General features: G+C 73.9%; 20 protein-coding genes. 11 read left to right on the top strand and 9 right to left on the bottom strand.

Annotation, left to right across the window (positions count from 1 at the left end):
• Nucleotides 1-36: 36 nt before the first annotated feature.
• Nucleotides 37-1,107 carry an L-glyceraldehyde 3-phosphate reductase gene (mgrA, locus tag LIV55_RS09775; RefSeq protein ID WP_308012904.1) on the bottom strand — a complete coding sequence of 357 codons (1,071 nt, stop codon included), beginning with the start codon at nucleotides 1,105-1,107 and terminating at the stop codon, nucleotides 37-39.
• Between the two features lie 158 nt (nucleotides 1,108-1,265).
• Here mgrA and LIV55_RS09770 point away from each other — a divergent pair, with 158 nt between their 5' ends.
• Nucleotides 1,266-1,862 carry a hypothetical protein gene (locus LIV55_RS09770; RefSeq protein WP_229300054.1) on the top strand — a complete coding sequence of 199 codons (597 nt, stop codon included), beginning with the start codon at nucleotides 1,266-1,268 and terminating at the stop codon, nucleotides 1,860-1,862.
• Nucleotides 1,863-1,884: 22 nt separating this feature from the next.
• Here LIV55_RS09770 and LIV55_RS09765 read toward each other — a convergent pair whose 3' ends face one another.
• The gene (locus tag LIV55_RS09765; RefSeq protein ID WP_229300053.1) at nucleotides 1,885-2,808 is read right to left on the bottom strand and encodes an exodeoxyribonuclease III; all 924 of its coding nucleotides are present in this window, start codon (nucleotides 2,806-2,808) and stop codon (nucleotides 1,885-1,887) included.
• Between the two features lie 55 nt (nucleotides 2,809-2,863).
• On the opposite strand from LIV55_RS09765, the gene yaaA reads away from it, so the two are divergent.
• The gene (yaaA, locus tag LIV55_RS09760) at nucleotides 2,864-3,640 is read left to right on the top strand and encodes a peroxide stress protein YaaA (RefSeq protein ID WP_229300052.1); all 777 of its coding nucleotides are present in this window, start codon (nucleotides 2,864-2,866) and stop codon (nucleotides 3,638-3,640) included.
• Between the two features lie 54 nt (nucleotides 3,641-3,694).
• Nucleotides 3,695-4,048, top strand: a complete 354-nt coding sequence (gene arsC / locus LIV55_RS09755; protein ID WP_229300051.1) for an arsenate reductase (glutaredoxin) — start codon at nucleotides 3,695-3,697, stop codon at nucleotides 4,046-4,048.
• A 5-nt stretch (nucleotides 4,049-4,053) separates the two neighbouring features.
• Here arsC and gdhA read toward each other — a convergent pair whose 3' ends face one another.
• From gdhA to LIV55_RS09740, 3 genes are read right to left on the bottom strand one after another with little or no spacing between them, the layout of a single operon-like run.
• Complete coding sequence (gene gdhA, locus LIV55_RS09750; protein ID WP_229300368.1) at nucleotides 4,054-5,394, bottom strand: NADP-specific glutamate dehydrogenase; 1,341 nt, start codon at nucleotides 5,392-5,394, stop codon at nucleotides 4,054-4,056.
• Nucleotides 5,395-5,411: 17 nt separating this feature from the next.
• Nucleotides 5,412-6,071: an NAD(P)H-binding protein gene (locus tag LIV55_RS09745; protein ID WP_229300050.1), complete on the bottom strand. Its 660-nt coding sequence runs from the start codon at nucleotides 6,069-6,071 to the stop codon at nucleotides 5,412-5,414.
• A gap of 43 nt (nucleotides 6,072-6,114) precedes the next feature.
• Nucleotides 6,115-6,729 carry a hypothetical protein gene (locus tag LIV55_RS09740; RefSeq protein ID WP_068271126.1) on the bottom strand — a complete coding sequence of 205 codons (615 nt, stop codon included), beginning with the start codon at nucleotides 6,727-6,729 and terminating at the stop codon, nucleotides 6,115-6,117.
• Between the two features lie 62 nt (nucleotides 6,730-6,791).
• Here LIV55_RS09740 and LIV55_RS09735 point away from each other — a divergent pair, with 62 nt between their 5' ends.
• The 6 genes from LIV55_RS09735 to LIV55_RS09710 all read left to right on the top strand — a co-directional run bounded on the left by LIV55_RS09735 (nucleotide 6,792) and on the right by LIV55_RS09710 (nucleotide 11,535).
• Nucleotides 6,792-7,496 (top strand): M50 family metallopeptidase, encoded by a 705-nt coding sequence (locus LIV55_RS09735; RefSeq protein WP_229300049.1) that lies wholly within the window; start codon nucleotides 6,792-6,794, stop codon nucleotides 7,494-7,496.
• A 142-nt stretch (nucleotides 7,497-7,638) separates the two neighbouring features.
• On the top strand, nucleotides 7,639-8,382 hold the full coding sequence (locus LIV55_RS09730; RefSeq protein ID WP_229300048.1) for an SDR family NAD(P)-dependent oxidoreductase: 744 nt from the start codon (nucleotides 7,639-7,641) through the stop codon (nucleotides 8,380-8,382).
• Between the two features lie 118 nt (nucleotides 8,383-8,500).
• Nucleotides 8,501-9,502, top strand: coding sequence for a DNA topoisomerase IB (locus LIV55_RS09725; RefSeq protein WP_229300047.1), 1,002 nt, complete (start codon nucleotides 8,501-8,503; stop codon nucleotides 9,500-9,502).
• Nucleotides 9,503-9,617: 115 nt separating this feature from the next.
• The gene (locus LIV55_RS09720; RefSeq protein WP_229300046.1) at nucleotides 9,618-10,097 is read left to right on the top strand and encodes a MarR family winged helix-turn-helix transcriptional regulator; all 480 of its coding nucleotides are present in this window, start codon (nucleotides 9,618-9,620) and stop codon (nucleotides 10,095-10,097) included.
• A complete protein-coding gene (locus LIV55_RS09715) occupies nucleotides 10,094-10,516 on the top strand; it encodes an organic hydroperoxide resistance protein (RefSeq protein ID WP_229300045.1) in 423 nt (140 codons plus the stop codon). The genes LIV55_RS09720 and LIV55_RS09715 overlap by 4 nt, the downstream gene beginning before the upstream one ends.
• The gene (locus LIV55_RS09710; RefSeq protein ID WP_198150291.1) at nucleotides 10,516-11,535 is read left to right on the top strand and encodes an NADP-dependent oxidoreductase; all 1,020 of its coding nucleotides are present in this window, start codon (nucleotides 10,516-10,518) and stop codon (nucleotides 11,533-11,535) included. Before LIV55_RS09715 ends, LIV55_RS09710 begins: the two co-directional genes overlap by 1 nt.
• A 58-nt stretch (nucleotides 11,536-11,593) precedes the next feature.
• On the opposite strand, the gene LIV55_RS09705 is transcribed toward LIV55_RS09710, so the two are convergent.
• Nucleotides 11,594-12,739 (bottom strand): NYN domain-containing protein, encoded by a 1,146-nt coding sequence (locus LIV55_RS09705; RefSeq protein WP_229300044.1) that lies wholly within the window; start codon nucleotides 12,737-12,739, stop codon nucleotides 11,594-11,596.
• 43 nt (nucleotides 12,740-12,782) lie between these two features.
• The gene (locus LIV55_RS09700; RefSeq protein WP_229300043.1) at nucleotides 12,783-13,562 is read right to left on the bottom strand and encodes an alpha/beta fold hydrolase; all 780 of its coding nucleotides are present in this window, start codon (nucleotides 13,560-13,562) and stop codon (nucleotides 12,783-12,785) included.
• Nucleotides 13,563-13,614: 52 nt separating this feature from the next.
• Here LIV55_RS09700 and LIV55_RS09695 point away from each other — a divergent pair, with 52 nt between their 5' ends.
• Nucleotides 13,615-15,381, top strand: coding sequence for a GNAT family N-acetyltransferase (locus tag LIV55_RS09695; RefSeq protein WP_229300042.1), 1,767 nt, complete (start codon nucleotides 13,615-13,617; stop codon nucleotides 15,379-15,381).
• Nucleotides 15,382-15,537: 156 nt separating this feature from the next.
• On the opposite strand, the gene LIV55_RS09690 is transcribed toward LIV55_RS09695, so the two are convergent.
• A complete protein-coding gene (locus tag LIV55_RS09690) occupies nucleotides 15,538-17,865 on the bottom strand; it encodes an ATP-binding cassette domain-containing protein (protein WP_229300367.1) in 2,328 nt (775 codons plus the stop codon).
• A 64-nt stretch (nucleotides 17,866-17,929) separates the two neighbouring features.
• A complete protein-coding gene (locus tag LIV55_RS09685) occupies nucleotides 17,930-19,258 on the bottom strand; it encodes a serine hydrolase domain-containing protein (protein ID WP_229300041.1) in 1,329 nt (442 codons plus the stop codon).
• 201 nt (nucleotides 19,259-19,459) lie between these two features.
• Here LIV55_RS09685 and LIV55_RS09680 point away from each other — a divergent pair, with 201 nt between their 5' ends.
• Nucleotides 19,460-20,362 (top strand): sunset domain-containing protein, encoded by a 903-nt coding sequence (locus tag LIV55_RS09680; RefSeq protein ID WP_229300040.1) that lies wholly within the window; start codon nucleotides 19,460-19,462, stop codon nucleotides 20,360-20,362.
• The last annotated feature ends 62 nt before the right edge of the window (nucleotides 20,363-20,424 follow it).

Raw genomic sequence — 20,424 nt, 5'->3', positions numbered from 1 at the left:
GTCAGAGGCGTGCCGTCCACGACGTGCCGTCCCGCCTCAGTGCGCGCTGCTCGGCGCCCAGAGGTTGATCCCGGCCTCGACCGCGTGCTGGTCGATCGCCGTGAGCTCCTCGGTCTCGAAGTCGAGCGACCCGAGCGCGTCGAGGCTGCTGTCGAGCTGCTCGACGCTGCTGGCTCCGATGAGCGCGGAGGTGACCCGCGGGTCGCGCAGCACCCACGACAGCGCGAGCTGGGCCAGGCTCTGGCCGCGGTCCTGCGCCATGGAGTTCAGCGCCCGCACGTGGGCCAGCGCGGAGTCGGTGAGCAGCGAGGGGTCGAGCGACTTGCCCTGCGCGGCCCGCGATCCCTCGGGGATGCCGTCGAGGTACTTGTCGGTGAGCATCCCCTGGGCGAGCGGGCTGAAGGCGATGCAGCCCACGCCCTCGACGCCGAGGACGTCGAGCAGGTCCTCCTCGACCCAGCGGTTGAGCATCGAGTAGCTCGGCTGGTGGATGAGCAGCGGGGTGCCGAGGTCGCGCAGGATCGCGATGGCCTCGCGGGTGCGCGGTCCCGAGTAGCTGGAGATGCCGACGTAGAGCGCCTTGCCCGCGCGCACGACCGAGTCCAGCGCGCCCATCGTCTCCTCGAGCGGGGTCGTCTCGTCGAAGCGGTGGCTGTAGAAGATGTCGACGTAGTCGAGCCCCATCCGCTGCAGCGACTGGTCGAGGCTGGAGACGAGGTACTTGCGCGAGCCGCCGCCCTGGCCGTACGGACCGGGCCACATGTCGTAGCCGGCCTTGCTGCTGATGACGAGCTCGTCGCGGTAGCGGCGGAGGTCGCGCTCGAGGTGCACCCCGAAGTTGCGCTCGGCCGAGCCGTACGGCGGGCCGTAGTTGTTCGCGAGGTCGAAGTGGGTGACGCCGCGGTCGAAGGCACGCCGCAGGATGTCGCGCTGGCGATCCATCGGCACGTCGTCGCCGAAGTTGTGCCACAGCCCGAGCGAGATCGCCGGCAGGTCCAGGCCCGAGGCCCCGCACCGTCGGTAGACCATCCCCGTGCCGCTCGTCGCGGCGGCGCCGTGCGCGTAGCGGCCCGCAGCCGCCTGGTACTCGTCCACTCGGTAGGTCATGGCCGCCATCCTCTCGCCGTCGGCGCGGGCGAAGGGGGTGAGCGCCCCCCTTCGTCCAGGGTCACCCCGAACCCGTCGGCGACCTGCGACGTCGTAGGAGGAGAGCCCGCAGGGGGCTCGCGGCGCCCGCCCGGGCGCCGGAGAGGAAGGGGAACGCCATGCGTCATCACCTCATCACCGCCACGGCCGCGCTCGGTCTGCTCGCGCTCGCCGCGCCCGCCGCCACCGCCGCCACCGCCGCGCCGTCCGCCGCGGCCCCGTCGGCAGACAGCGGCGCCACCGCGCCGACGTGCAGCGGCAGCGAGGTCACCTCACGGCTTCGCTCGGGCTGGGCCCTGCCCGACCGGGCCCGCCGCACCGCCGAGGCGATCCGCACCGACACCGTCGGCTGCCGCCAGGACGCCCTCGTGTGGCGCACGACCCGGGACCGGACGCGGCTGAGCTTCGGGATCACCACCCCGCGCCAGGCGTGGGCGCTGCCCGACGACCCGGAGCACCGCTACGGCTGGACGGCCGTCGCCATGGGCACGCAGTGGGGCACGCAGAAGACCGCCTACGCGACCTACCGGGTCTGGCCCCGCGTCGCGACCCCGTACTGGGCCGACAGCGACACCGCGTGGCAGGAGGTCGTCGACGCCGGTCTGCTGACGCCCGCCCAGGCGGAGCAGATGCGCGAGGCCGGCACCGGGTACATGGGCTGGCGGGTCGGCGTCAGCGACGGCGGGAAGTGGGTCTTCGACATCGCGGGCGACTGACCGCCCCGCCCCGGCTCCGAGGTCAGGTCGCGTAGTCGACGACGACGGGCGCGTGGTCGCTCACGCGCGCGTCGGCGGACGGCTCGCGGTCGACCCCGGCGGCCACGGCCGTGCGGGCCAGCCGCGGGGTCGCGAGGTGGTAGTCGATGCGCCAGCCGACGTCCTTGGCGAAGGCCTCGCCCATCCACGACCACCACGAGTACGGGCCGTCGGCCGGACCGACGTGCGAGCGCAGCACGTCGACGAGGGTGCGCGGCCCGATGATCGCGTCGATCCACTCGCGCTCCTCGGGCAGGAAGCCCTCGGACTGACGAGCCCGGCGCCAGTTGCGCACGTCGTGCTCGAGATGGGCGACGTTGAGGTCGCCCATGAGGAGGAAGTCGCGCCCGGCGGCGAGCGCCGCCTTGCGCGAGCGGGTGAGCTGGCGCGCGAAGGCGTCCATGAAGTGCATCTTGCGCTCGTAGCGGGCGCCGCCGTCGGGGGCCTCGCGCATCCGGCCCGGCTTCTGCAGCTCGGCCGGCAGACCCCCCTTCGGCAGGTAGAGCGAGGCGACCGTCAAGGGACGGTCGGCGAGGTCGACCTCGACGTAGCGGCCCTCGGTCGCATAGCGCGAGATGCCGCGCGCGAGGGTGCCGGGCGGCGCCTCGACGACGTGCTGCTCCTGGCCCGGGGCGATGACGACGGCGGTGCCGTCCCACGTGCGCACGGCGGTCGGGGCCTCGCGGGTGAGCACGGCGACGCCGTTGCGACCGGGGATCTGCCCCGGCTCGTAGACGCAGTGGAGGTCGCCGAAGGCTCCCTCGGGGATCGCCGCCGCCGGGGCGCGGACCTCCTGCAGGGCGACGACGTCGGGGTCGCGGCGGGCCAGCCACTCGCCGAAGCCGCGGCGGTGCGCGGCCCGGATGCCGTTGACGTTGTACGACGCGACACGAAGGGAGGAGCTCACCGCCCCATCCTCACCGACGTCGCCGACAGCCGGCCCGGCCGGGTAGCGTCGTGGCGTGCTCGCGCTGCTCTCCCCCGCCAAGTCCCTCGACCTCGACTCGCCGCTGCCGACGCGCAAGCACACGCAGCCGCGGATGCTCGAGCAGGCCGAGCAGCTCGTCGAGGTCATGCGCACGAAGTCGCCGGAGGAGATCGGCGACCTCATGGACATCTCCCCCGAGCTCGGGCGGCTCAACGCGCAGCGCTACGAGGACTTCGAGACGCCCTTCACGACGACGAACGCGCGGCCGGCGATCTACCTCTTCGACGGCGACGTCTACCGCGGGATGGACGCGCGCGAGCGCTTCGACGCCCGGGACCTCACCGAGGCGCAGAAGGTCGTGCGCATCCTCTCCGGGCTCTACGGGGTGCTCCGCCCGCTCGACCTCGTCCAGCCCTACCGCCTCGAGATGGGCACGCGCCTGGCGACGCCGCGGGGCGACTCGCTGTACGCGTGGTGGGGCTCGCAGATCACCGACCTCGTCGCCGCCGACCTCGCCGAGTCGCCCGGGCCGGAGGTCGTCGTCAACCTCGCCTCGCAGGAGTACGCGGGCTCGGTCGACCTCGACGCGCTCGACGCGCGGGTCGTCACGCCTCGCTTCGAGGACCAGGACCGCTCCGGGCGGTGGCGCGTCATCTCCTTCCCCGCCAAGCGCGCCCGTGGCGAGATGGCCGCGTGGATGGTGCAGCACCGGGTGCGCTCGGTGCGGGCGCTGCGCGACTTCGACGGCGGCGGGTACCGCTTCGAGCCGTCGGTCTCGAGCAGCGACGTCCCCGTCTTCCGCCGCGGCTGAGCCGGTCGCCGACCCGCCGCGCCGACGGGGGTCCGCGGCCCTATCGTCGGTGTCATGGCTGAGATCACGCTCCTGCACAACCCGCGCTGCTCGACCTCCCGGCACGCGGTGGAGGTCGCCGAGGCGGCCGGCGCCGACGTCGAGGTCGTCCAGTACCTCAAGGACCCGCTCGACGAGACCGCGCTGCGCGAGCTCGCCGGCAAGCTCGAGGACCCGGTGACCGACCTCGTGCGGCGCGACAACCACTTCAAGGAGCTGGGCCTGGGCGAGGACGACGTCGCGAGCGAGGACCAGGTCGTCGCCGTGCTCGTCGAGCACCCCCGCCTGCTCCAGCGCCCCGTCCTCGTCCGCGGCGACCGCGCGATCATCGGCCGCCCGAAGGACCGCGTGCAGTCCTTCCTCGGCTGAGCGGCTCAGACGACGCCGAGGGCGACCATCGCGTCGGCGACGCGGAGGTAGCCGCCGAGGTTGGCGCCCATGACGTAGTTCCCGGGGTCGCCGTACTCGTCGGCGGTCGCGACGCACTGCTCGTGGATCGAGCTCATGATCTCGCGCAGCTTCGCCTCGGTCTCCTCGAAGCCCCACGACTCGCGGCTGGCGTTCTGCTGCATCTCCAGCGCGCTCGTCGCGACCCCGCCGGCGTTGCTCGCCTTGCCCGGCGCGTAGAGCACGCCCGCGTCGCGCAGCACCTCCACGGCGTCGGTCGTGCACGGCATGTTCGCGCCCTCGGCGACGAGCCCGACCCCGTCCTCGACGAGCGTCTTCGCGTCACGCCCGGTGAGCTCGTTCTGGGTCGCGCACGGCAGGGCGATGTCGCACGGCACGTCCCAGATCGACCCGTCCGCGACGTGGTGGGCCGAGGCCCCCTTCGCGCTGACGTACTCGGTGAGCCGCTCGCGCCGCTGCTCCTTGATCTCCTGCAGCAGGGCGACGTCGATCCCGGACTCGTCGACGACGTAGCCACCCGAGTCGGAGACGGCGACAACCGTCGCACCCAGCTGCTCGGCCTTCTGCGCGGCGTACGTCGCGACGTTGCCCGAGCCGGAGATGACGACGCGCTTGCCGTCGAAGGAGTCGCCGCGGCCCGCGAGCATCTCCTGCGCGAAGTAGACGGTGCCGTACCCCGTGGCCTCGGTGCGCACCCGGGAGCCGCCCCACGACAACCCCTTGCCGGTGAGCACCCCGGACTCGTAGCGGTTGGTGATCCGCTTGTACTGCCCGAAGAGATACCCCAGCTCGCGCGCCCCGACGCCGATGTCACCGGCCGGGACGTCCGTGTACTCGCCGATGTGCCGGTGCAGCTCGGTCATGAAGGACTGGCAGAAGCGCATGACCTCGCCGTCGCTGCGCCCCTTCGGGTCGAAGTCCGAGCCGCCCTTGCCGCCGCCGATCGGCAGACCGGTGAGCGCGTTCTTGAAGACCTGCTCGAAGCCGAGGAACTTGACGATCGAGATGTTGACGCTGGGGTGGAAGCGCAGCCCGCCCTTGTACGGCCCGAGCACCGAGCTGAACTCGACGCGGAAGCCGCGGTTGATCTGCACCTCGCCGGCGTCGTCGACCCACGGGACGCGGAAGATGATCTGCCGCTCGGGCTCGCACATCCGCTTGAGCACCGACCACTGGGCGTAGTCGGGCCGGCGGCCGGCGATGGGGCTCAGGCTGAGCATGAGCTCCTGGACGGCCTGGAGGAACTCGGGCTCGCCGGGGTTGCGCGCCGTGACGAGGTCGAGCTGGGTCTGGAGTCGGGGGTGCAGGTCGGGCACGTCGGACCTCAGCCCGCGCGGTGGGCGGCGAGCGCCTCGGCGACCGGGGTCTCACCGGTGTTGAACTCGACGGTCACCCCACCCAGGCGCGCGCCCTCGCGGACGGTCCCGGCGATGACGGCGGCGACGTCGGCCCGCGGGACCTGACCGCCCTCGGTCGCGTCGGCGTCGATCCGACCCGTGCCGGGGTCGAGGGTGAGCCCGCTCGGGCCGAGGATCGTCCACGTGAGCCGGCTCGAGCGCAGGTGCTCGTCGGCCTCGGCCTTGGACTGGGCGTAGGCGTAGAAGCCGTCGTCCTCGGGGACGCCGTGGTCGAGCCCGGCGCCGTAGTAGCTGACCATGACGTAGTGCCCGACGCCGGCGCGGGCCGCGGCGTCCATGCTGCGCACGGCGGCGTCGCGGTCGACCGCGTACGTGCGCTCGGGGCTGCCGCCGCCGGCACCGGCCGACCACACGACGACCTCGACGCCCTCGAGCAGCTCGGCCATCGCGTCGGTGTCGAGCTCCTGGACGTCGGCGACCTTCGGGTCGGCGCCGGTGGCGGCGACCTCGTCGGCGTGGTCGGGGTTGCGGATGAGCGAGGTGACGCGGTGCCCGTCCGCGACGAGGAGAGGGGCGGCCAGCAGTGCGACCTTGCCGTGTCCGCCGATGATGAGCACGTGTGCCATGAGGGTCCTTCCGCAGGGGATCGGGTCCTCACGACCCTACGACCTAGCTGCGCACGATCGTCGTGCGCACCCTCGTCAGGCTCGGCGTGCGGGGGGTGCTGCTGAAGCCGAAGCGCGGCGGCGGGTCAACCGGGGCGAGTCGGCCGAGGTCGACGCCGCGCCAGCTGCCCGCGACGGCCTCGACGGCGTGCTGGTCGCGCGCGCCGTAGTACTCGCGGCGCCCGCCCCCGGCGGTGCCGACCGTGCGCACCCCGGGGTGGAGGAGACGGGCGAAGGGGTCGGCGAGGACGGCGACGGGACGGCTCGTCGCGAGCGCGGTGGGGATCGGGCGCAGCAGCCGGCCGGTCGCGGTGCGCCCGCCGAGGACGACGTCGAGGACGAGCTCGCCCGCGCTGACGTGCCACCTGCGGCTCGCGCCGTCGCCGGTGTCGCGCACGGTCACCGGGCAGTGGACGACCTCGTCGAAGTTGTAGGTCTGCGAGACGTACTCGGCGACCGCCTCGTCCGGGGCGAGCAGCACCCGCTGGTCGTCGGCGGTGGCGAGCATGACGTCGGCGAAGGCGCCGAGCGGCGAGCCCTCCCAGCGCCCCACGACGACCCGGACCCCGGAGGTCGTGCCGACGCCGAGGATGGCGCCGTCGAAGCGATCGATGGCCATCTCGTCATCCTCGCACCGAGGGGCCCCAGGGAGCGGTCAGGGGGCAGCCCTACGGTGACCCCGTGGAGTGGGCCGATCTCGCGCAGCGCTGGTCCCCTGCGGCGCGCACCGAGCTGCTCGCGCCCCAGGGCGTCCTCGTCGTCCTCGCGGTGACCGCGCTCGCCGTCGGCTGGTCCCCCGCCTGGCGGGTCCTGCGGCTCGGCGTGACGCTCGTCCACGAGCTCGGGCACGCCGTCGTCGGGGTCCTCTCCGGTCGCCGCTTCACCGGCTTCGTCCTGCGCCCCGACATGTCGGGCCACACGGTGACCGTCGGGCGCCCGCGCGGCCCGGGCCTGGCCGCGACGACGTGGGCCGGCTACCCCGCGCCAGCCGTCGCGGGGGCGGTGCTCGTGCTCGCCGCCGCCCGCGGCTGGGCCGCGCCGGTGCTCACCCTGACCCTCCTCGCCCTGCTCGTCTCCCTCGTCTACGTGCGCTCGGCCCTCACCGGTGTCGTCGTCCTCGCCGTCCTCGCAGCCGGCGGCTCGCTGTGGTGGTGGCGGGACGACGTAGTGCAGCAGCACGTGCTCGTCGGCCTCGGCCTGCTCCTGCTCGTCGGGGCGTGGCGTCACCTCGGCGCCACCGTCCGCTCCCGCGACGCGGGCAGCGACTCCTCGGCGATGGCCCGGCTCACCAGCGTGCCGGGGGCCGTGTGGCAGGGCAGCTTCGCGCTCGTGTGCGCCGGCGCCACCTGGGCGAGCGGCGCCGCGCTCCTCGCCGCCTGGGGCTGAGCCGCACCGACACCCCGTCCTGCCGACTAGGTCGCTGCCCCGTACGTACGGGGCAGCGACCGAGTCTCCGATCGACATGCCCTGCGCCTCACCCGCACGACCCGCGTCGAGGTCTCGGCCACCCGGTCCTAGGCTCGCGCCCATGACCTCACGTGGCGTGGCAGTGGTGACCGGGGCGAGCAGCGGGATCGGCAAGGCGTGCGCGCAGCGCCTCGCCGCCGACGGGTACGACGTGGTCCTCGCGGCCCGACGCACCGAGCGCATCGAAGCGCTCGCGGCTGAGATCGGCGGGCGCGCGGTGACGTGCGACGTGACGAAGGCCGACGACGTCGCGGCGCTCGCCGAGGCCGCGGGGCCGCAGGTCGCCCTCCTCGTCAACAACGCCGGCGGCGCCCTCGGGCTCGAGCCGGTCGCCGACGCCGACCTCGACGCGTGGCGCGCGATGTACGAGACGAACGTCATCGGGACGGTCGCCGTGACGAAGGCCCTGCTGCCCGCCCTGCGCTCCGGCCGCGGCACCGTCGTCATGATCACCTCCGTCGCGGCGCACGTGGCCTACGAGGGCGGGGCGGGGTACTGCGGGGCGAAGGCCGCCGAGGCCTTCGTCGCCGACGCGCTGCGGCTCGAGCTCAACGGCGAGCCGGTGCGGGTGTGCGACATCGCGCCCGGGATGGTGCGCTCCGACGAGTTCTCGCTCGTGCGCTTCGACGGCGACCAGGCCAGGGCCGATGCGGTCTACGCGGGCGTCGAGGAGCCGCTCACCCAGGAGGACGTCGCCGAGTGCGTGTCGTGGGTCGCCGCGCTCCCCCACCACGTCAACGTCGACAAGCTCACCGTGCGCCCGCTCGCGCAGGCCGCTGCGCACAAGGTGCACCGCACGGGCTGAGCGAGGGAGCCCCGGCGCCGAGGTCCGACCGGAAGACCACCAGCGGCGTCCTCCGAACCCTGGACGCCCCCCCTTCGCACCGGCCGTCCGGAGCCTCCCGCGCTGCCATCATCGAGCGATGAGGCTGCGGACCGTGTCGCCGAGCGCGAAGGGGTGGACCCGCCGGCGTGCCGGGCGGGGCTTCTCCTACGTCGACGCGGACGGGCAGCGGCTGTCGGCCGAGGACGTCGCGCGGATCCGGGCGCTCGCCATCCCGCCCGCGTGGGAGCAGGTGTGGATCTCCCCCTTCGCCAACGGGCACATCCAGGCCGTCGGCACCGACGCGGCCGGGCGGCGGCAGTACCTCTACCACCCGCACTGGCGCGAGAAGCGCGACGCCGCGAAGCACGACCGGGTGCTCGCCGCGGCGGCCCGGCTCCCGCGTGTGCGCAAGCAGCTCGCTCTCGACCTCGCGCTCGACGGCATGCCGATCACGCGGGCGACGGCGACCGCGGTACGCCTGCTCGACCTCGGCTACTTCCGGATCGGCAGCGAGAGCTACACCGACGAGCACGGGTCCTTCGGGCTGACGACGCTGCAGCGCACGCACGTGCGCCGGGCGAAGGGGGCGCTGCTCTTCACCTTCGTCGGCAAGGGCGGTATCCAGCAGTCGATCACCGTCGAGGACGTCGACGTCGCCGCCTCGCTGCAGGTGATGCGCGGCCGACGCGGCGGCTCCGACCGGCTGCTCGTCTACAAGGACGGGCGGCTGTGGAGCGACCTCGACGCCGCGATGGTCAACGGCTACCTCGCCGAGCTCTTCCGCGGGGAGGTGACGGCCAAGGACTTCCGCACGTGGCACGCGACGGTGCACGCGGCCGTCGCCCTCTCGCAGTCGAGCGAGGACGGCCGGACCCAGGCCTCTCGTCGCCGGGCGATCAAGCAGGCCGTCGAGCAGGTCGCCGACTACCTCGGCAACACCCCGACGATCGCGCGGAAGTCCTACATCGACCCGCGGGTCATCGACCTCTACGAGGAGGGCCGCGTCCTCACGGTCCCCCGCGCCCGGCGCCCGCGCACCCCCGCCCAGGAGCAGGCCGTCGTCGAGCGCGCCGTCCGCGCCCTCCTCGCCGAGGCATAGCAGCGCCCCTCGATGGTCGAGGTGCGAGGGCGCTCTGCGCCCGAGCCTCGAGACCACCACCCCTTCCCCACCAACTGAGTTGCGCACAACTCAGTTGTGTGCAATCTTTGTGTGCATGGCCGACTCCCACCCCCTCGACGAGCAGCTCTGCTTCGCCCTGTACTCGGCGTCGCGGGCGGCGACCTCGGCCTACCGGGAGTCGCTCGCCGACCTCGGGCTGACCTACACGCAGTACGTCACCCTCCTCGCCCTGTGGGAGCGCGACGGCCAGGCCGTCTCCGAGCTCGGCACCGCGCTCCGCCTCGACAGCGGCACGCTCTCGCCCCTGCTCACCCGCATGGTCTCGCTCGGCCTCGTCGAGCGTCGTCGCGAGAGCACCGACGCCCGTCAGGTCACCGTGCACCTCACCGAGCACGGTCACGAGCTCGAGCACGAGATCGCCGCCCTGCAGCGGCGCGTCTTCGCGGCCGTCGACATGACCCCCGACGAGCTGAGCATGCTGCGCAGCCTCGCCCGCCGCTTCTGCGACGCGGCCTCCGGCGCCCCTGCCGACCAGACCACCACCCCCTTGTCCCACGAAGGAGCATCATCATGAAGACCCTCTACACCGCTGAGGCCCTTGCCACCGGCGCCGGCCGCGACGGCCACGCGCGCACCGCGGACGGCAGCCTCGACCTCGACATGGCCATCCCCACCGAGATGGGCGGCAGCGGCCAGGGCGCCAACCCCGAGCAGCTCTTCGCGCTCGGCTACGCGGCCTGCTTCCACTCCGCGCTCCAGGCCGTGGCCCGCCGCACGAAGGCCGACGTCAGCAACTCCTCCGTCGGCTCGCGCGTCCACATCGGCCCGACCGACGACGGGGGCTTCCAGCTCGCCGTCGAGCTCGAGGTGACCCTCCCGGCCCTCGACGCCGAGGCCGCCCAGCAGCTCGCCGACGCCGCGCACCAGGTCTGCCCCTACAGCAACGCGACCCGCGGCAACATCGACGTGACCGTCACGGTCGCCCAGGACTGATGCCCGTGACCTCCTCGACCCCCACCAGCACCCGCCAGGTCGTCCTCGCCTCCCGCCCGAAGGGGGAGCCCACGCCCGACGACTTCCGCGTCGAGACCGTGGACCTGCCCGAGCTCGCCGACGGCGAGATCCTCGTGCGCACGACCGTCATGTCGGTCGACCCGTACATGCGCGGCCGGATGGACGACCGCGACTCCTACGTCGCCCCCTTCGCCGTCGACGGCCCCCTCGACGGCGGCGCCGTCGGCGAGGTCATCGCCTCGCGATCGGACGCCGTCTCCGTCGGCCAGCACGTCGTCCACGGCCTGGGCTGGCGCGAGCACGCCGTGCTGCCCGCCGCGCGCGTCCGCGTCGTCGACACCGACGCCGCCCCCGCCTCCGCCTACCTCGGCGTCCTCGGTATGACCGGTCTGACCGCCTACGCGGGTCTGACCGCCGTCGCCGAGATGAAGCAGGGCGACGTCGTCTTCGTCTCCGGCGCCGCCGGTGCCGTCGGCTCCGTCGTCGGCCAGGTCGCCAAGGCGCTCGGCGCCTCGAAGGTCATCGGCTCGGCCGGCAGCGCCGAGAAGGTCGCCCGTCTGCGCGAGCTCGGCTTCGACGAGGCCTTCAGCTACCGCGACAAGCCGGTCCGCGAGAGCCTGCGCGAGGCCGCGCCCGACGGCATCGACGTGTACTTCGACAACGTCGGCGGCGACCACCTCGAGGCCGCGATCGGCAGCCTCAACCTCTTCGGCCGCGTGGCCATGTGCGGCGCGATCGCGCAGTACAACTCCACCGAGCCGACCCCCGGCCCGCGCAACCTCGCGATCGCCATCGGTCGCAACCTCACCCTGCGCGGCTTCATCGTCGGTCACTACGAGCACCTCGCGGCCGAGTACCGCGAGCGCGCGACGCAGTGGCTCGCCGACGGGCAGCTGCAGGCCGACGAGACCTTCCGCGACGGCCTCGACGCCGCACCGCAGGCCTTCATCGACCTGCTCGGCGGGGCCAACACGGGCAAGATGCTCGTCCGCCTCTAAAAGGCTCACGCCTCACCGCACCACCCCGGGCGCGTCCGCCGGGTGACCCCACGTCGGGTCACTCCATGCGGACGCGCCCGACGTGCACCCAGAAGCGGTCGCGCAGGTGCTGACGGGCCTCGTCGTCGACGTGGTGGTCCTGGGTGCGGCTCGCGAGGTCGACGAGCAGGGCCCGGTCGAGCTCGGCGGGCAGGGTCGGCGCCGCGCGCCGCAGCTCGGCGAGCTGCTCGGGCGTCGAGGTCGCGCACCACGACGCGACGAGACGCTTCGCGACGCCGTCGACGACCTCCTCGGTGACCCCGAGCTCGGGGTCGACGGCGACCTCCATGTGCATGTCGGCCCCGGGCAGCACGAGCGCGGTCGCCCGCCGCCGGGCGAAGACCGCGGGGCTCGGCAGACCCGGCCGCGGCGCCCCGTCCGTCGCGGGCGAGGGCGTCGCCTCGGCCGCGGCCACCGGCACGGGAGCGGGCGAAGGGGGAGCGGGCGAAGGGGGTGCCGTCCCCGTCTCGACGGGGTCGGCGGCCGGCTCGCCCGGCTCCTCGTCGTCCACCGCCGCCGGCATGACCTCGTCGACGCCCTCGGGCGCGACGGCCGCGCACTCCTCCTCGAGGGTCTCCCCCTTCGCCCCCTCGGGGAGCAGCTCCTCCGGGATCGCGACGGAGCGCACGGTGGCCTCGATCGTCTCGGGCCCGACGAGCAGCAGCCCGTCGACCGCGCGGCGCAGGTGCTTCGAGACGCCGTGGGGGCGGCCGGCGCGATCGGCGACGGCGAGCAGGACGACCTGCACCCCGTGGCTCTGCGCCTCCTCGACGGCCTCGGTGAGGTCGTCGTCGCCGGAGACGAGGTAGACGGCGTCGGCGACGCGGTTGCGCCCCTGGATCGCGAGGTCGAGCCCGATCCGGATGTCGACGCCCTTCTGGTCGCCGGAGTACGACAGCCGGCCCAGGCGCAGCTTGACCCGCGGCAGCAGGCCGATCTCCTCCTGCTGGTAGTCGGGCATCCCGCCGGGGCGGGCACCGGAGTCGTACCAGTTGACCCGGAGCAGCGGCAGGCCGGAGTCGGTCTCGGCCTGCTCGACGAGACGGGCGATGAGGGTCGGGTAGTCGACGACCACCCCGCGGCGCAGGGAGCTGCCGGTGACGTACGTCGCCGCCGAGGCGAGCAGGTAGCCGACGTCGACGTGGACCGCGCAGTAGGACCTCATGGGGTCACCATCCCACCTCGACGACCCCCGTCGAGGCGAGTGCTCAGCGCGTCTCGAGGACCTGCTCATGGAGCATCGCCGGCCACCGCGCGACGTCCTGCGGGGTGCGCGCGAGGACGATCCGGCTGCCCCGCACCAGGCCCGCGATCGCCTCCGCCGAGCTCACCGGGTGGGCCGGGTCGTCGACCCACGCCATGACCGTCGTCGGCACCGCCACCCTCGCGACGACCTCGCGCGGCGGCAGGTCGGTGAGGGCCGCGCCGCGGAAGAGCGTCGGCAGCAGCTCCTTGGGCACGTCGGGCTGGGTGATCGGGGTGCCGACGGTCGCCGGCGGTCGCGGCGCGAGCGCCCCGAGGGCGGCGAAGGTCTCGAAGCCCTGCTGCTCGACGACGTCGGCGCTCGCGCGGTACTCGGCGGCCCGGGCGGCCCGGGTCTCCCACGCCGTCGCGGGCACGACGAGGGTGAGCCCGCGGAAGCGCCCGGGGTCGAGGGCGATCGCGTGCAGGAGGGTGCCGCAGCCCATCGACGGCCCGACGCCGTGGACCGCCTCGCCGGGGAAGACGTGGTCGAGCAGCGCGAGCAGGTCGTGCGCGAGCGCGTCCCACCGGTAGTCCTCGGGCACGGCCCGGCCGGTCGAGCGTCCGTGACCACGGGCGTCGTAGCGCAGCAGCCGGGTGCCGCTCAGCCCGAGGCCGAGGTCGACCCCGAGCAGACGGTCGCGGTAGCGGCTCGACGTCAGGCCGTGGAGCTGGACGACCGGGGCGCCGCCCTCGTCGCTCAGCTCCCAGTCGAGCTCGGCACCGGGGAGGGCGAAGCGCGGCACGGTGGCTCCTGTCGTCGTCCTCGGGCGTGAGGTGAGGCATAGGGTACGGCGCATGCGGCTGACCAACATCGCGCAGCTGCGACTGCCCTTCGGGCACCTCAGCGGGTACGACCTCGACGTCGTGCCGACCGAGCGGCTGCGGCCGATCTCCTTCGACCAGCGCCGGCACGTCGGCGAGGGGGAGCGCCCCGGGTCGTGGATGGCGCTGTCCTTCCGCCTGCCCCAGTCGCCCCCGGCCGACGAGCTCGCCGCCGCGTGGCGTGCCGTGGTGCAGCGGCACGGGACGCTGCGCACGGTCGCCGAGCCCGGTCCGGACGGGCCGGTGCTGCGCGAGGTCGAGATCGGGGACGGGCGCTGGGTCGAGCACCCCGTCGCCCCGGGCCAGGCCGTCGAGGACGCCCTGCGCCGCGTCCTCGACGCGACGTGCACCCCCTTCGCCCTGCCGTCGCACCGCCTGTGCCTGCTCGAGACCGCCGACGGCCAGACGGTCGTCGTCGCCGCCGACCACTCGCACGTCGACATGTGGTCGATGCTCGTCCTCGCCCGCGACCTGCTCGCGGCGCTCGAGGCCGTGCGCGGCGGACGGACTCCCTTCGACGGCACGCCCGCGCCGCCCGACTTCGCCGAGCACACGGCTGCCCTCGCCGAGCGGCCGCCGGTCGACGACGACCTGCGGGCGCGGTGGGCCGAGGTGATGCGCGGCGCCGGCGGGGTCATGCCGTGCTTCCCGCTGCCGCTCGGACCGGGCGACTCCCCGCAGCCCGAGCGGGTCGAGGTGCGCGACGTCCTCGACGTCGACGCGAGCGCGGCCCTCGGGGTGCGCGCCGCCGAGGAGGGCGTCTCGACGCTCTCGCTCGTCGTCGCCGCGATGACCCGGGTGACGCGCGAGCTCGCCGACCGGCCGCTGCGCGCGGTCTTCCCCGTGCACAGCCGCTACGAGCCGCGATGGCACGACTCCGCCGGGTGGTTCATCACGAACTCGGTGCTCACGAGCGACGACCCCTCTCCCCGCGCCGCCGCCGCAGCCGTGCGCGAGGCCGTGCGGCTGGGGTCCTGCTCGCTCGCCGACGTCCTCGGCGAGGACATGCCGACCGCGCCGGGCATGTTCGCCATCTCCTGGCTCGACCTGCGCCGGCTGCCGGTGCGCGTCGACTCGCGTGGGCTGCAGGCGCAGTACGTCGGGGCCGCGATCCGCACCGACGGCGTCATGCTGTGGTTCGTCCTCGACGAGTCGGGGCTGCACCTGCGCTGCCGCTACCCCGACACCGACGAGGCCCGCCACCACGTCGGGCGCTGGCTCGACCGGCTCGTCGCCGAGCTGCGCGCCGAGGCCAGCGAGGCCGTGGGCGGGCTGCTCGAGGTCGGCGGGCGTCGCTACCGGGTGCAGCGGGCCCGGCGCACCGACGTGCCGGCCGTCGTCGGGCTGCTCTCCGACGACCCGATCGCGGCCGTGCGCGAGAGCCCCGAGCTCACCCGCTACGAGGCCGCCTACGACGTCATCGCCGGCGACCCGGCGCAGTACCTCGCGGTCGTCCGCGACGACGAGGGCACCGTCGTCGCGACGGTGCAGCTGAGCGTCGTGCCCGGGCTGTCGCGGGCGGGGGCCACCCGCCTCGAGCTCGAAGGGGTCCGTGTCGCCTCGTCATGGCGCGGCCGGGGCATCGGGACGGCGATGCTCGCCTGGGCCCACGACCACGGCCGGGCGCGTGGTGCCTCGCTGGCACAGCTCGCGACCGACACCGACCGCGTCGACGCCCACCGCTTCTACGCGCGCCTGGGCTACGAGGCCACCCACGTGGGGATGAAGCTGCCCCTCTGACCCCTTCGCCGGTCCTCCCGTCGCACTGCCACCCGCTACCCCCCCCGGCTACAAAAGGCTGCTGGCTGGGTCTTGATGTGCCAGGACCCTTTCGAAAGGGTCCTGGCTCGTCGAAGTGCTGCTGGCAGGGTTTTGTCAGCCCGGGGCGAAGGGGGGTCAGCCCCCGACGTACTCCGCGAGGACCTCGGCGGTGGCGCCCGACCCCGTCGCGACCATGTCGGCGGGGGTGCCGGTGAAGACGACCTGGCCGCCGTCGTGCCCGGCGCCGGGGCCGATGTCGATGACCCAGTCGGCCTGGGCCATGACGGCGAGGTTGTGCTCGATGACGACGAGCGAGTGCCCCTGGTCGACGAGCCCGTGGAGCATCGTCAGCAGGCGCTCGGTGTCGGCGAGGTGCAGCCCGGCGGTCGGCTCGTCGAGGACGATGATCGCGCGCTCCTTGCCGAGCTGGGCGGCGAGCTTGATCCGCTGGCGCTCGCCCCCGGAGAGGGTGATGAGCGGCTGGCCGAGGGTGAGGTAGCCCAGGCCGACGTCCCTGAGCTTGGCGATGATCGTCCTCGACTTGCCGGTGGTGAAGACCTCGGCGGCCTGGTCGAGCGAGAGGTCGAGGACCTCGGCGATGGTCAGCCCGTGCAGCGTGTACTGCAGCACCTCGGGCTTGAAGCGGCGCCCCTCGCACGCCTCGCACGGGATGGCGACCCCGGCCATCATCGCCAGGTCGGTGTAGATGACGCCCTGCCCGTTGCACATCTCGCAGGCGCCCTCGGAGTTGGCGGAGAAGAGCGCCGGCTTGACGCCGTTCCCCTTGGCGAAGGCGGTCCGGATGCCGTCGAGCAGCCCGGTGTACGTCGCGGGGTTGGAGCGGCGCGAGCCCTTGATCGCGCCCTGGTCGACGACGAGCACGTCGTCGCGCCCGCCGAGCGAGCCGTGGATGAGCGAGGACTTGCCGGACCCGGCGACACCGGTGACGACGCACAGGACCCCGGTCGGCACGTCGACGTCGACGTCGCGCAGGTTGTGCGTTGTCGCGCCCCGGATCTCGAGCTGCCCGGTGGCCACGCGCACCGGCTCGCGCAGCCCGACCCGGTGGTCGAGGTAGCGCCCGGTGAGCGTGCCCGAGGCGCGCAGCCCCGCGACGTCGCCCTCGAATGTGATCGTGCCGCCGTCGCGACCTGCCCCCGGCCCGAGGTCGACGACGCGGTCGGCGATCTCCATGACCTCGGGCTTGTGCTCGACGACGAGCACCGAGTTGCCCTTGTCGCGCAGCTGGAGGAGCAGGTCGTTCATCTTGCGGATGTCGTGGGGGTGCAGACCGATCGTCGGCTCGTCGAAGACGTAGGTGACGTCGGTGAGCGCCGACCCGAGGTGGCGGATCATCTTCACCCGCTGCGCCTCGCCGCCCGAGAGCGTCCCGGACTCGCGGTCGAGGCTGAGGTAGCCCAGGCCGATGTCGACGAAGCCGCGCAGCATCGCCGCGAGGCTCGCGACGAGCGGGCCGACACCGGGCTCGTCGAGCCCCTCGACCCAGGCGAGCAGGTCGCTCACCTGCATCGCGGAGCACTCGGGGATGGTCCGCCCGGCGACGGTGGCGGTGCGGGACGCCTCGGCCAGACGCGTGCCGTGGCACTCCGGGCACGTGTCGTACGTCGCGACCTTCGCCGCGTACTCGCGCACGTGCGCCTGCTTGCTCTCGGTCTCGCGGTCGATGAAGCCGCGCCGCACCCGCTCGACGAGCCCGAGGTAGGAGTAGTTGATCCCCCCGAAGCGGACCTTCGTCGTCTCCTGGTGCATGAGCCAGTGCCACTCGTCGGGCGTGTAGTCGGCGAGCACCTTGTCCGGGTCGAGCTTGTCGGACTCGGCGTAGCTGCGCCACTGCCAGCTGCCGGTCGGCATGCCCGGCACGAGGACCGCTCCCCCGTTGAGCGACAGCGAGGTGTCGACGATCGCGGACTCGTCGATCGTCGAGACCTTGCCCTTGCCCTCGCACCGCGGGCACATCCCGCCGACGACCTCGAAGGTCTTGCGCTCGGCCGACCCGTCGGCCTTCTTGAGCATGCCGCTGCCGCTCGCGCTGGCGATGTTGAAGGCGAAGGCCTGCGAGCTGCCGACGTGGGGCTGCGAGCGGCGCGAGTACAGGACGCGCAGCATCGCGTAGGCGTCGGTGACCGTGCCGACCGTCGAGCGGCTGTTGGCCTGCAGGCGCTCCTGGTCGACGACGATCGCCGGCGTGACGCCCGCGAGCTCGTCCACCTCGGGGCGTGGCGGCGTGCCCATGAAGGACTGGAGGAAGGCCGAGTACGTCTCGTTGATGAGCCGCTGCGACTCCGCGGCGATCGTGCCGAAGACGAGGCTCGACTTGCCCGACCCGGACACCCCGGTGAAGACCGTGAGCCGCCGCTTGGGGATGTCGACGTCGACCCCCTGGAGGTTGTTGACCCGCGCGCCGCGGACCCGGATGACGTCGTGCCGGTCGGCGGCGTGCATCTCGCTCATGACAGCGATCCAAGCACGGCACCGACCGGCACGTCAGCCGTCGGGCGAAGGGGGGTCAGCAGGTCGCGCGGGCCAGCTGGTCGTAGAGCCCGATGAGGTCGAAGGGCTGGGCCTGGGTCGGGTCGGTCTCGCTGAAGTAGCGGCCCGTGACGCCCAGGGTCACCTGCCGACGGCCGTCGGGGCTCGACAGGGCCATGCTCGTCGTGCCGTACGACCCGCCGTCGTGGCCGTAGAGGTAGCGCTGCGCCGCCCCCTTCGGCGTGCACGGGTCGGGCAGGCGGTAGATGCCCAGGCCGTACCAGCCGATCTCGTCGCGCGGGACGCGCATCTCGCGCACCGTCGAGCTCTTGAGCAGGGTGCCGTCGTTGACCGCCTTGGTGAAGCGGCCGAGGTCGCGGGTGGTCGAGATGACCGCGCCGGCGCTGGAGAAGAGGTCAGGGTTGAAGCCGGCCTCGGAGTACCAGCCCTGCGAGGTGCTCGACGCGCCGACGAGCATCGGGCCGGGGGTGCCGACCCGGGTGGCGAAGCTCGAGCGGGTCATGCCGGCGGGGCGGAAGACCTCCGTGCGCAGCAGCTGGCCGACGTCACGACCGGTCTCCTCGCGCAGCATCATCCCGAGCAGGACGTAGCCGGCGTTGGAGTACAGGTGCTGGCCCCGCGGGCCCCACGGCAGCGCAGCCGCGTCGGCGACGAGCTGCTCGTCGGTGTAGTCCGCCCCCGTCGCCGCGAAGAAGTCGTCCCAGGAGCTCGGGTCGTCCATCTGGCGCAGGAGCGAGGCGTCGGTGCCGGTCTGCAGCCCCGAGGTGTGGCTGAGCAGCTCCTCGACGGTGATGTCGCCGTGCCCGGGCAGCGCGCCCGGCAGCACCTCGTCGACGGTCGTGCCGAGCGACCACGTGCCCCGCTCGACCTGGCGCATGACGAGCACCGCGACCATCGACTTCGTGTTGCTCGCGACGCGAAAGCGGTCGCCCTCGCGGGCCGTGGCGGGCTTCGTCCGGTCACGCACGCCGGCGGCCCCGGCGTAGTCGCGCCCGGGGCGGTCGACACGGGCGACGACGCCGACGGCCCCGTCGTCGACGAGCCGGTCGAGGCTGGCGTCGAGCACCGCGTCGCGGGCCGGGCCGTTGCGCGGCACCGGCTTGGCGAAGGTCCGCTGCCCGGTGCCCCGGCGCTCGGCGGCCGACGGGCTCGTGGGCGCCGAGCTGCGGGGCGCGACCGGCTCGAGGGCCCGGGTGGAGCGCTCGGCGACCCCGTCCGAGGGGCCGGGCTCGGCGGGGCTCGCGGTCGCGGGCAGCGCGGCCGTCATGGCGAGCGCGAGACCCGCGCCGAGGGCGGCGGTCGTGCGCGGGCGGGTGCTAGGGCGTCGGCTGGTGCGGCGGTGCATCGTCTCTCTCCCTGCTGTCGTCTGCGTGTCCCTCCACCGTGCTGCACCCGCGCCGCGGGCGGATCCCACCACCGGATGAGATCGGGGTCCGCCCCGGGTGGGAGGACGGGGGACGAAGGGGGGCCGCTCGCCCGCCCGGGCCGCACCGACGTCGATAGCGTGGACATCCCTTCCAAGCCCGACCCGCCCGTGGAGGCGACGATGAGCGAGCAGGACGCACGAGAGCAGAGCACCGGCAGTACCCCCGCACCCGCAGACCCGGCCCTCGATGCGGGGGTGCGCACCGACGACGACGGCCCGGTGGACCCGCAGGAGCAGGTCGAGGAGCGGCTGCAGCAGATCGAGGACGAGCAGCGCGACCACGAGCCCCGGCACGGCGGGGGCGAGGACGAGGGCGCCGACGAGCCCGCTGGCGACGGGGCCGGTGTCGACGAGCGCGGTGTCGACGAGCGCGGTGCCGACGACGAGGCGGCGACCGCGTCGGGCGCCGGTGACGCCGAGGCGGAGGCGGCGAGCGGGCCCGAGGGGGCGGCCGCTCCCCCGACCTCACGCGCCTCGGGAGACGACGACGCGGATGACGACGCGGATGACGACCCGCGGGTCGAGAGCGACGAGGAGCGCCGGGCTCGCGAGGAGGCCTTCGCCGCCGAGCACGACCCCGACGACCACGACGTGGCGGCCGGCGAGGAGTTCCGTCAGGCCGGTGACTGGACGGCCGAGACGGGCAAGCTCACCGAGGACGACGTGACCTCGGGCGAGGACAGCTCCGACGACCCCGGCACCGAGGCCCAGGGCAGCGCGCAGCACGACGACACCCCGCACGACGGCACCCAGCACGAGGACACCCAGCACGGCGAGCAGGAGCGCGGGGTCGACGGACGGCGCGTCTCCTCCGTCGAGGAGATCCGTGACGGCGGCTACGGCGTCGGCTCGGCCGCGCCCCTCGACGACGGCGCCGTCCCCCTCGACCACACCGTCAAGGCGTGGGAGGACACCCGCACCTACCTCGTCCCCGGCGAGGAGGGCTACGACGGGGCCGACCCGCACGTGTGGTTCCTCGACGACCGCTCCGCCGAGCGGGCCGGCTTCGACCACGCGGGCTGACTCCCCCTTCGCCCCCGAACAAGCTGCTGCATGCAGCACCTCGAAGCGGCGGGCGCCCCCCC

The organism is Janibacter melonis, from assembly GCF_020567375.1.
In the GTDB taxonomy this organism is placed as follows: domain Bacteria; phylum Actinomycetota; class Actinomycetes; order Actinomycetales; family Dermatophilaceae; genus Marihabitans; species Marihabitans melonis.
Note: the sequence above shows the minus strand (reverse complement) of the source record. Positions and strands in the feature narration are given on the sequence as shown.

What these genes read in the sequence shown, in the direction of transcription:
- mgrA (WP_308012904.1), bottom strand. Translation starts at nt 1,107, where the DNA reads ATGACCTACCGAGTGGACGAGTACCAGGCGGCTGCGGGCCGCTACGCG.
- LIV55_RS09770 (WP_229300054.1), top strand. Translation starts at nt 1,266, where the DNA reads ATGCGTCATCACCTCATCACCGCCACGGCCGCGCTCGGTCTGCTCGCG.
- arsC (WP_229300051.1), top strand. Translation starts at nt 3,695, where the DNA reads ATGGCTGAGATCACGCTCCTGCACAACCCGCGCTGCTCGACCTCCCGG.
- LIV55_RS09745 (WP_229300050.1), bottom strand. Translation starts at nt 6,071, where the DNA reads ATGGCACACGTGCTCATCATCGGCGGACACGGCAAGGTCGCACTGCTG.
- LIV55_RS09740 (WP_068271126.1), bottom strand. Translation starts at nt 6,729, where the DNA reads ATGGCCATCGATCGCTTCGACGGCGCCATCCTCGGCGTCGGCACGACC.
- LIV55_RS09730 (WP_229300048.1), top strand. Translation starts at nt 7,639, where the DNA reads ATGACCTCACGTGGCGTGGCAGTGGTGACCGGGGCGAGCAGCGGGATC.
- LIV55_RS09725 (WP_229300047.1), top strand. Translation starts at nt 8,501, where the DNA reads ATGAGGCTGCGGACCGTGTCGCCGAGCGCGAAGGGGTGGACCCGCCGG.
- LIV55_RS09720 (WP_229300046.1), top strand. Translation starts at nt 9,618, where the DNA reads ATGGCCGACTCCCACCCCCTCGACGAGCAGCTCTGCTTCGCCCTGTAC.
- LIV55_RS09715 (WP_229300045.1), top strand. Translation starts at nt 10,094, where the DNA reads ATGAAGACCCTCTACACCGCTGAGGCCCTTGCCACCGGCGCCGGCCGC.
- LIV55_RS09710 (WP_198150291.1), top strand. Translation starts at nt 10,516, where the DNA reads ATGCCCGTGACCTCCTCGACCCCCACCAGCACCCGCCAGGTCGTCCTC.
- LIV55_RS09705 (WP_229300044.1), bottom strand. Translation starts at nt 12,739, where the DNA reads ATGAGGTCCTACTGCGCGGTCCACGTCGACGTCGGCTACCTGCTCGCC.
- LIV55_RS09695 (WP_229300042.1), top strand. Translation starts at nt 13,615, where the DNA reads ATGCGGCTGACCAACATCGCGCAGCTGCGACTGCCCTTCGGGCACCTC.
- LIV55_RS09690 (WP_229300367.1), bottom strand. Translation starts at nt 17,865, where the DNA reads ATGCACGCCGCCGACCGGCACGACGTCATCCGGGTCCGCGGCGCGCGG.
- LIV55_RS09685 (WP_229300041.1), bottom strand. Translation starts at nt 19,258, where the DNA reads ATGCACCGCCGCACCAGCCGACGCCCTAGCACCCGCCCGCGCACGACC.
- LIV55_RS09680 (WP_229300040.1), top strand. Translation starts at nt 19,460, where the DNA reads ATGAGCGAGCAGGACGCACGAGAGCAGAGCACCGGCAGTACCCCCGCA.